Source organism: uncultured Intestinibacter sp., from assembly GCF_902468165.1.
In the GTDB taxonomy this organism is placed as follows: Bacteria; Bacillota; Clostridia; order Peptostreptococcales; family Peptostreptococcaceae; genus Intestinibacter.
The window spans coordinates 1-9,021 of sequence record NZ_CABQXJ010000100.1 but is presented as its reverse complement, the minus strand read 5'-3'; the positions used below and the strand labels follow the sequence as shown (position 1 = coordinate 9,021).

Below are 9,021 nucleotides of genomic sequence, written 5' to 3'. Positions count from 1 at the left end.
TTATTTAAAATACTATTAAATATAATATTTGTATTTCATAAAATAAATATAATTTACTATATAGCATAAATTATTATTTGAAGTAAAACCTATGCTATGGTATTATATAATTTCGAATACTCAAATTTTAGGAGGACCTTATAATGGAAAATTTACCAAATTGCCCAAAATGCAATTCTGAATACACTTATGAAGATGGATCACTTTTAGTTTGCCCAGAATGTGCTCACGAGTGGAATCCAAGTGCTCAAGAAGAAGAAAACGTAATAAAAGACGTTAACGGAAACGTTTTAAACGACGGAGACTCTGTAACAGTTGTTAAAGACTTAAAAGTTAAAGGAGCTTCTTCTTCAATAAAAATAGGAACTAAAGTTAAAAACATAAGATTAGTTCCAGATGCTGCTGACGGACATGATATAGAATGTAAAATAGATGGTTTCGGAGCTATGAAACTTAAATCTTCAGTAGTAAAAAAAGCTTAATTAACTAAAGTCAGCAAATATGCTGGCTTTTTTAATTTTAAGCAACGGAATCTTTGATTCGTTGGCGATATGAACGAAGTGAATTTTAAGCAACGGAATCTTTGATTCGTTGGCGATATGAACAAAGTGAATTTTTTTATACGGTAATAACAATTTCGAAATTGTTAAATTTTTAATTTATAGTATAATTGAAATATATTATCTATTTAGAGGCTGTCTTTATTTGGGGTTATTTAAAAACTATAATGCTCTGAGGTTGGGAAAATTTTATATCCTTGGAGGAAAACTTATGTGGTATGTTAATTTTAGAAAAACAAAATGCAAGAGCTGTTATGCTTGTGCTCGTGTGTGTCCTGTCAATGCAATTAAATTTAAAAATGAGCAAGCACAGATTTTAAAAGAAAGATGCATTGTATGCAATGAGTGTTCTAAGGCTTGTTCTCAAAAGAAATCAATATTAAAATCTGAAGTATCAAAAATCAAGTTATTCTTAAAGAATAAAAATAAAATCGCTGTTTCTATAGCACCTAGCTTTGTATCTATATTCGGCGAAAACAGTCACAAAATCCCCACTGCATTAAAAAAGCTGGGATTTACATATGTTGAAGAAACTGTAATTGCAACTAATCCTGTATTAGAAGAATATAATAAGTATGCAGATTTAGATGATGGTCAAAATTATTTTACTAGTTTTTGTCCGACTATAAATAACTTAATCGAAAAGCACTTTCCCCAATTTACAAAAAACCTAATCCCTATCGTATCTCCTTTTTTATGTCATACTAGACTTATGAAAAGTAAATACCATACCGACACAAAAGTTGTATTTATAGGACCTTGTCTTGCTAAAAAAGATGAAGGCTCTACTGATATAAGTGTAGATGCTGTGTTGACTTTTGCCGAGCTAGAAAAATGGCTAAAAAACGAAAATATAAATTTGGACGAACTTGAAGAAAGTGAATTCGATGTTATTTGCAAAGATAGATTGTTATTTCCGCTAGTTGGACAGACAACACGCATTATAAATGATAAAAATCCAGTAAAAAAAGTTATAACTGTAGAAGGTATAAGCGATTGTATAGATATACTCCACGCTTTGGAGGAAGGTCGTTTTACTAATACAATCTTTGAGATGAGTGCTTGTATCCATAGCTGTCTAAATGGCTCTGGACTTGATAATCACAACACAACTTATCAAGAAAGAGAAATTAATTTAAGAAATTATAGACAAAAATGCAAAATAAAATATAGAGACTTTGATGATAAATATCCATATAAAGATTATCTATATAAAACACCTCTAGAAAAAATCTTTTCACCTAAAAAGGTATATCTAAAAGAGCCTTCTAAAGATGAATTAACTTCTATTTTAAAATCTATGGGTAAAACAATTATAACAGATGAGTTAAACTGTGGTGGCTGTGGATATAAAACTTGCCGAGAGCACGCTGTTGCAATTTATAACGATATTTCTGAAGTGAACATGTGCTCTCCTTATATGAGACAAAAAGCTGAAAATATAGCAAACTCTATATTTGAATCATCACCTTTTTTAATAGGTCTTATAGATAAAGAGATGAATATTTTAGAATTTAACAGCAAGGCCAAAGAGTTTTTTGATATAAAAAATGATGACTATATAGATTGCCCTATTTTTATGTATGTTGACGATGATGCCTTTTATGATTGTATACATAATCATAAAAATATCTATAATAATATAGTTCCTATTGAAGATATGAATAAAACTCTATCCCAAGATATATTTTGGCTTTATGATGAAGAAATATTTCTTTGGATGGCATATGATATTACACAAAAAATCGAAAAGAAAATCCGAAATGATCAAATAAAAGAAGATACTATAAACCTCGCTCAAACTGTCATAAATAAACAGATGCGTGTTTGTCAGGAGATAGGAAGACTACTTGGTGAAACAACAGCAGAGACAAAAGTCATCTTAAGCCGTTTAAAAAACTTGATAAATGAAGATATTGAGAATGAAGATGAATAATAAATAAGTAAATTAATTAGTCTATAAGTTAATACGATAATAGTGAAATAAACTTATAACAAAAAATCAAAGATCATTAATTCATTTTCATCATAAAAATTATAAATAAAAAGGAGTTTGGCATTTTAACACCATACTCCTTTATTTTTTATTTTAATAAATATTATTCAACTACTACTGCTGTTCCATAAGCTATAACTTCACTAGCCCCCTGAATTATTGATGAAGTCATAAATCTCATTCCTACAATTGCATTTGCTCCAGCATCACTTGCTTTATCTATCAATCTTTGTAGTGCTACATTTCTGGCCTCTTCCATCATTTGAGTGTATGATTTCATTTCGCCACCGACTAATCCTTTTAGTCCTGCACCTATATCTTTACCGATATTTTTTGATTGAACAGTTCCACCAGACATAACCCCAATAACTTGTTTTATTTCTTTTCCTTGTATTTGTTCTGTTGTGACTACTATCATTTTTATTCCCCCTAAAAATAATTTCTACACTTTTAATTATATATTCTCATTAACAAAATATAACTCAGCTTTACTCATCTTTATCTGATTTTTTACTTCCCTTTTTGCGCGCTTTTACACATTCAGTAAGCAGGTATTCTATCTGTCCATTTATAGATCTAAATTCATCTTCTGACCACTGAGCAAGCTCATTCCACAGAGTTGGCGAAATTCTAAGCAAAATTTGTTTTTTGCTTTTGTCCTTTTTATCAGCCATAACTATCTAATAAATTGAACCACTATTTACTATTGGCTGTGCATCTTTACTTCCACATAATACTACAAGTAAATTGCTCACCATAGCAGCCTTTCTTTCGTCGTCCAACTCAACAACTTCTTTTTCACTTAGAGAATTAAGCGCCATCTCAACCATTCCAACAGCACCTTCTACTATTTTTTTACGAGCTGCTATTATTGCCTCTGCTTGTTGACGTTGTAACATTGCTGCGGCAATTTCTGGTGCATAAGATAAGTGAGTTATACGGACTTCTTCTACTTCTATACCTGCAATTTCTACACGCTTTTGAAGTTCTTCTTTTAATTTATCAGCTATCTCTTGACTACTTCCACGAAGAGACTTTTCACTGTAGTCTTCTGTATCTTCTGAGTCATATGGATAAAGTCTCGCTACATTTCTTATTGTAGAGTCACATTGTATTGATAAAAATGTCTTGTAGTTTTCTACGTTAAATACAGCTTTTGTAGGATTTATAACTCTCCAAATAACTATTGTTCCTATTATTATAGGATTTCCTAATTCATCATTTACCTTTTGTTTTTGGTTGTTAAGAGTCATAGCTTTTAAAGATATTTTCTTTGTATTTGATGTTGTAGTTTCTTGTTCTGAATCCTTATCACCAACTTTACTCAACTTAGTAACTTGTGATTCATAAGTTGGATTTATCGCACTTACAAATGGATTTACAAAGAAAAAACCTGGCTTTTTAATTGTCCCGTAGTATTTACCAAATAAGACAAATACTATAGATTCATTTGGATTTACTATTTTTAAACCACAAAATATAAATATCGCTACAATAAATAAAATTATTGTAACTATTAAAAATATATCATTTTCAGTATTAACTAAGTTTATGAACCCAAACACTGGTGATAAGATAAATAATATTCCTATAAAAAGAGCTATCCACCCACTTATAGGGTTTAATTCCTTTTCTTCAATTGAACTATCTTGTTTCAATAAATTTTTCTCACCCATAGTTTTCCCTCCTAATTACTTCTTACAAATATTATTAAGTATAATTTTGATATTATTTTGATATCATTTTTATACTTAAATAATAATCTTTTATTTATTTATTTTCCAGTTACATTATTGTAACTTTTACCATATATAACCAAATATCATGACCCAACTTTATAAATTATGATATTTACACCTTCGTTTGTAACTTATGTACAATAGTAAACAAGTGGAAAATATAGTATAATTCTAATAAGAAAATTTTTACTTTTACAGTTTAGATAAACATATTTTCTGTAAAAGATATACTGCTCTACTTGAGTTAAGGGCTATTTATTTTTATAAGGGGGAATTTTAAATGTCCAATTCTAAATTTGCTAGAAAAGGATGTCGTGAGTGCTATGCTTGTGTCAGAGTATGTCCTGCTGATGCAATAGTTATAAAAGATGGCCAAGCCGATATCCTTGCAGATAGATGTATTTTTTGTGGGAGATGCTCAAAAGCCTGTCCTCAACATTATCGAGTGGAAAAAATGAGTATAAGTTCAGTAAAGGAGTTTATAAAAAGTGGTGAAAATGTAATTGCATCAGTCGCTCCTAGTTTTGCATCAGCATTTGGCAACCAAAGTTTAAAAATACCAGCAGTTCTTAGACATCTCGGTTTTAATCATGTGGAAGACTCGGGAATTACAACAAAACCTATTTTTGATATATACAATAATTATGCAGACAAGGACGACAACAAAAACTACATTACTTCTATGTGTCCTACAATCGATCACCTTATTCAAAAGCACTATCCCGAATTAACTGACTCAATTATTCCAGTCGTGCCTCCGTTTATAAGCCATGGGCGATTTCTTAAGCATAAATACGGTACAGAAAGCAAGGTCGTATTTATCGGTCCCTGTGTTGCAAAGAAAACCGATGCAGCTAAAGAAATCTGTGTTGATGAAGTTTTGACTTTTTATGAGCTACAAAAATGGATTCAATCTAAAAAAATAAATTTAGAGGACTTTCCAATTGAGCCATTTGACTACGTATGTAATGATAAAATATTATTCCCAATACCAGGAGAAACTGCTGATTTTTTAGAAAAGAAAAATCCGAAAAAGACAGTTTTCTGTGTTGATGGTATTGAAGATTGCAAAAGTGTTTTAAACTCTATAAGAAATAATAAATTTGAAAATACATTTTTTGAAATGAATGCGTGCAATCATGGTTGTCTTTATGGTTCTGATTTGGACAAAGATGATAGATGCTTTTTTGAAGTTAAGCGAGATTTAATAAATAATAAACAGAAATATATAGATTTATTCCAAGCAAATGCAGTAGACAACCCATACCAAGATATTGCACTCGATGTTTTGCTTTATAAGGAATATCCACCTAAACCCTTCCATCTAGAACAACCGACAGAATACGAAATTAGGGAGATTTTAAAGACAATGGGAAAAACTATCCGCTCCGATGAGTTAAACTGTGGTAGTTGTGGTTATAGAACATGTCGCGAGAAAGCAATAGCAGTATTTAACGGACTTGCAGAACCGTCAATGTGTCTTCCTTATATGAGAAATAAAGCCGAGAGCTTATCTAATATAATTTGTGAATCCTCGCCTAATTTAATTGGGCTTATCGACAAAGACATGATGATTATCGAATTAAATCCTGCCGCAGAGTCGTTTTTTAAGATAAAAAAAGACGAGGCTAACGGCATGCCAATTGGAATGTATTTAGATGATGATGAATTTGAACATGTTAGAACATTTAGAAAAAATGTCAGAAATGAAAAAATCACTTTTGAAGAATACGACGACTCTACCCTACTTCAAACAATATATTGGTTAGAACAAAACCAGATGTTTTTGTGGCTGGCTGTAGATATTACCAAAGATGAAAGAGCAGAGAAAAAACTTCAAAATTTAAAAATGGAAACTGTAGAAATGGCTCAACAAGTAATTGCAAAACAAATGACTGTTGCTCAGGAGATTGCCAGTTTGCTAGGTGAAACAACTGCTGAGACAAAAGTCACTTTAACCAAACTTAAAAATTTCATTTTAGATGAGGAAGGAAAAGAATAATGAGATATTTTATTGATTTTGCATCAGGAAGTCTTATTAAATATGGAGAAGAACTTTGTGGAGATAATGTTGAATTTTATGTCGATAACGATATGAGCGTTGCTGTTTTGTCAGATGGGCTAAGCAGCGGTGTAAAAGCCAATATATTGTCTACTCTTACTTCTACAATAGCTCTTACAATGATAAAAAATGGCCTTTCTATAGAAGAAACTGTAGAAACAATTATCCAGACCTTGCCTATTGATGCACAAAAAAACATCGCCTACTCTACTTTTACTATCGTAAAGATAACAGACCACAATAAGGCCTATATTGCTGAGTTTGACGGTCCTAAGACGTTTTTCTTGAGAAGGGGTCAAATTGAAAAAATACACTATACTCACAAAGATATCTGTGGTAAATCTGTTCGTGAGGCCAGTATAGATTTAAAAGAAAACGACGTATTAGTATTTGTAAGCGATGGGGTACTTTATGCAAGTGCTGGTCAATTACTTAATTTAAATTGGAAATGGGAAGATATCGCCAAACATCTCAAAATTAATGTAAGAGAATCTATGTCAGCTCTTGATATAAAAAACAACTTATTAGGTGTTTGTGACCAAATGTATTTATTTGAGCCCGGAGATGATACAACAGTATGCGTATTAAAGGCTGTTAAACCGAAAAAAGTTAAATTATTTACTGGACCACCGTCTCACAAAGAAGACGACGCCAAAGTTGTGCATGAACTTATGACTAATGCTGATATTAGAATTGTATCTGGTGGGACAACTTCACAAATAGTCGCACGAGAGCTAGGCGTAGAAGTTAAATCAAGTACAGAAATATACGATAAAGAAGTCCCTCCAATTGCGTATATCCACGGAATAAACTTAGTTACTGAAGGTGTTCTAACTCTTTCAAAAACTATAGATAGATTAAAATCACTATCTAAATCACTAGATAGCAATATATTTAAAGCTAAAGATGGCGCTTCCCAAATGGCAAAACTTTTATACAGTGCCTCACATATAAAATTATTAGTTGGAAGATCTTTAAATATTGCTAATGCTGAAATATCGTTTCAAAGAGATTTGGAACTAAGACTTCATGTAATTGGAGAGCTAGAAAAGATTTTAGTGAAGTTGGGCAAAATCGTGACTATTGAATATTATTAATTGAGTAAAAATTATATAATTTTTAAAAAAATAAAATCGCAAAAACCCGAAATTGGATTTTTGCGATTTTGTAGTTCTTGAGTGAAGTAATTGGGACGAAATTGAACGTAGTTTGCCCAAATTATATCTTAGATATTATTTTGAGTAGAACTCAACGATTAGTATTTCGTCAATTTCGATTGGCACTTCTTGTCTCTCTGGTAATCTTGTTAATACACCTGAGAATTTGTCCATATCTTTAGCTAAGTAAGGATATTGATTTAAAGCACCATTTTCAAAGTTTTCTTTAAACATTACATTAGTTCTAGATTTTTCTCTTAAAGTAACTTCATCACCTACTTGTACTGCAAAAGAAGGTATATCTACTTTTTTACCGTTCACTAGTATATGTCCGTGAACCACCATTTGACGTGCTTGTCTTATAGAGTTAGCGAATCCTAATCTATAAACTACGTTGTCTAATCTACATTCTAACATTTGTATTAAAGCTGTACCTGTTGATTCTTTAGACTTTTCAGCTTTTTTAACATAGTTTCTAAATTGTTTTTCTAATACTCCATAGTAAGCTCTCAATCTTTGTTTTTCTAATAATTGAAGTCCGTATGGTGAAAGTTTTTTGTCTGCTCTAGAAGTTCCTCTTCCAGCTCTATCCATTGCTTTTGGATGTCCGCATACATTTAATCCTAAACGTCTGCATTGTTTAAATCTTGGTCCCATCATTTTTGCCATTTTTGTTGTTCTCCTTAAAAATTATATTTTGCCGCGATAATTTTTAAAGCCAATATCATTATAGCACTTATTTTTATGGTTGTAAATGATTTTCATTATTAAACAATATGTATTTTTAATGTATTTTTGTTAGAGAAAGTTAAAATTCACTGCGTTCATGGCGCCAACGACTTCGTCCGTTGCTTAAAATTCACTGCGTTCATACGCGGGCGACTTCATCCGTTGCTTCAAATTAACTTCGTTAATCCACAAGCGACTTTATCTTTTGCTTTAGTTTTACTTAAAACTAAAAAAGCTGATACAAAATAAATTGCATCAGCTTTTTTGAAGAATCGTATAATCATTAGGCATACTGGTTATAACGCAAAGTAGATTTATATGTAACGCGCAAAATACATACTTAATCTAGAAATAGTATTATCTTTTATAAAGATTTATTATACTAATCAATAACTTTAAATATTAATAGATCTCGATAGCTACCACACTTAACTCGATTTCTCTATTTAAAAATATTTAAACTATCGTCATTTCCTTAGCCTGGTTTTATTATAACAGAGTTTTTTTGTTTTGTAAATGATATTAATTATCATTATCGAATTTTTTTTTAATTTTTTAGTTTTTCTCCAAATTTATTCCATAAACTGTATTCTTTTTAAGTATATTAATTATTTACCTTTATTTTTTTAGTTAAAATTATTCTTTACTTTAAAATATTTTTTTATTTTTATAATATTGTCTATATGATAAGTATTAATATTTAAAGAGCTTTCTTTTTTGAAGATTTTTAAATAATCGATTAAAAAATATAACTTACGAGTATAAAAATCAATAAATT

Annotated in this window: 8 protein-coding genes; 4 read left to right on the top strand and 4 right to left on the bottom strand. The window is 30.5% G+C overall.

What is annotated here, in order from left to right; translation table 11 throughout:
* Nucleotides 1–143: 143 nt before the first annotated feature.
* The gene (locus RDX53_RS13175) at nucleotides 144–482 is read left to right on the top strand and encodes a zinc ribbon domain-containing protein YjdM (RefSeq protein ID WP_195930171.1); all 339 of its coding nucleotides are present in this window, start codon (nucleotides 144–146) and stop codon (nucleotides 480–482) included.
* A 289-nt stretch (nucleotides 483–771) separates the two neighbouring features.
* Nucleotides 772–2,496: a [Fe-Fe] hydrogenase large subunit C-terminal domain-containing protein gene (locus RDX53_RS13170; protein ID WP_195930172.1), complete on the top strand. Its 1,725-nt coding sequence runs from the start codon at nucleotides 772–774 to the stop codon at nucleotides 2,494–2,496.
* 163 nt (nucleotides 2,497–2,659) lie between these two features.
* Here the strand turns inward: RDX53_RS13170 and RDX53_RS13165 are convergent, their stop codons facing one another.
* The 3 genes from RDX53_RS13165 to RDX53_RS13155 all read right to left on the bottom strand — a co-directional run bounded on the left by RDX53_RS13165 (nucleotide 2,660) and on the right by RDX53_RS13155 (nucleotide 4,232).
* A complete protein-coding gene (locus RDX53_RS13165) occupies nucleotides 2,660–2,974 on the bottom strand; it encodes a YbjQ family protein (RefSeq protein WP_195930173.1) in 315 nt (104 codons plus the stop codon).
* A gap of 70 nt (nucleotides 2,975–3,044) precedes the next feature.
* Nucleotides 3,045–3,230 carry an Arc family DNA-binding protein gene (locus RDX53_RS13160; protein WP_195930174.1) on the bottom strand — a complete coding sequence of 62 codons (186 nt, stop codon included), beginning with the start codon at nucleotides 3,228–3,230 and terminating at the stop codon, nucleotides 3,045–3,047.
* Between the two features lie 6 nt (nucleotides 3,231–3,236).
* Entirely contained in the window at nucleotides 3,237–4,232 is a 996-nt protein-coding gene (locus RDX53_RS13155) for an SPFH domain-containing protein (protein ID WP_295675018.1), read from the bottom strand.
* Between the two features lie 343 nt (nucleotides 4,233–4,575).
* Here RDX53_RS13155 and RDX53_RS13150 point away from each other — a divergent pair, with 343 nt between their 5' ends.
* Nucleotides 4,576–6,297, top strand: a complete 1,722-nt coding sequence (locus RDX53_RS13150; RefSeq protein WP_195930176.1) for a [Fe-Fe] hydrogenase large subunit C-terminal domain-containing protein — start codon at nucleotides 4,576–4,578, stop codon at nucleotides 6,295–6,297.
* Complete coding sequence (locus RDX53_RS13145) at nucleotides 6,297–7,454, top strand: SpoIIE family protein phosphatase (protein WP_307994309.1); 1,158 nt, start codon at nucleotides 6,297–6,299, stop codon at nucleotides 7,452–7,454. The genes RDX53_RS13150 and RDX53_RS13145 overlap by 1 nt, the downstream gene beginning before the upstream one ends.
* Nucleotides 7,455–7,589: 135 nt before the next feature.
* Here RDX53_RS13145 and rpsD read toward each other — a convergent pair whose 3' ends face one another.
* Nucleotides 7,590–8,183 (bottom strand): 30S ribosomal protein S4, encoded by a 594-nt coding sequence (gene rpsD / locus RDX53_RS13140; RefSeq protein ID WP_195930178.1) that lies wholly within the window; start codon nucleotides 8,181–8,183, stop codon nucleotides 7,590–7,592.
* Between the last annotated feature and the right edge of the window lie 838 nt (nucleotides 8,184–9,021).

Excerpts from the sequence above, each read along its gene's own strand:
- RDX53_RS13175 (WP_195930171.1), top strand. The coding sequence starts at position 144 with ATGGAAAATTTACCAAATTGCCCAAAATGCAATTCTGAATACACTTAT.
- RDX53_RS13170 (WP_195930172.1), top strand. The coding sequence starts at position 772 with ATGTGGTATGTTAATTTTAGAAAAACAAAATGCAAGAGCTGTTATGCT.
- RDX53_RS13165 (WP_195930173.1), bottom strand. The coding sequence starts at position 2,974 with ATGATAGTAGTCACAACAGAACAAATACAAGGAAAAGAAATAAAACAA.
- RDX53_RS13160 (WP_195930174.1), bottom strand. The coding sequence starts at position 3,230 with ATGGCTGATAAAAAGGACAAAAGCAAAAAACAAATTTTGCTTAGAATT.
- RDX53_RS13155 (WP_295675018.1), bottom strand. The coding sequence starts at position 4,232 with ATGGGTGAGAAAAATTTATTGAAACAAGATAGTTCAATTGAAGAAAAG.
- RDX53_RS13150 (WP_195930176.1), top strand. The coding sequence starts at position 4,576 with ATGTCCAATTCTAAATTTGCTAGAAAAGGATGTCGTGAGTGCTATGCT.
- RDX53_RS13145 (WP_307994309.1), top strand. The coding sequence starts at position 6,297 with ATGAGATATTTTATTGATTTTGCATCAGGAAGTCTTATTAAATATGGA.
- rpsD (WP_195930178.1), bottom strand. The coding sequence starts at position 8,183 with ATGGCAAAAATGATGGGACCAAGATTTAAACAATGCAGACGTTTAGGA.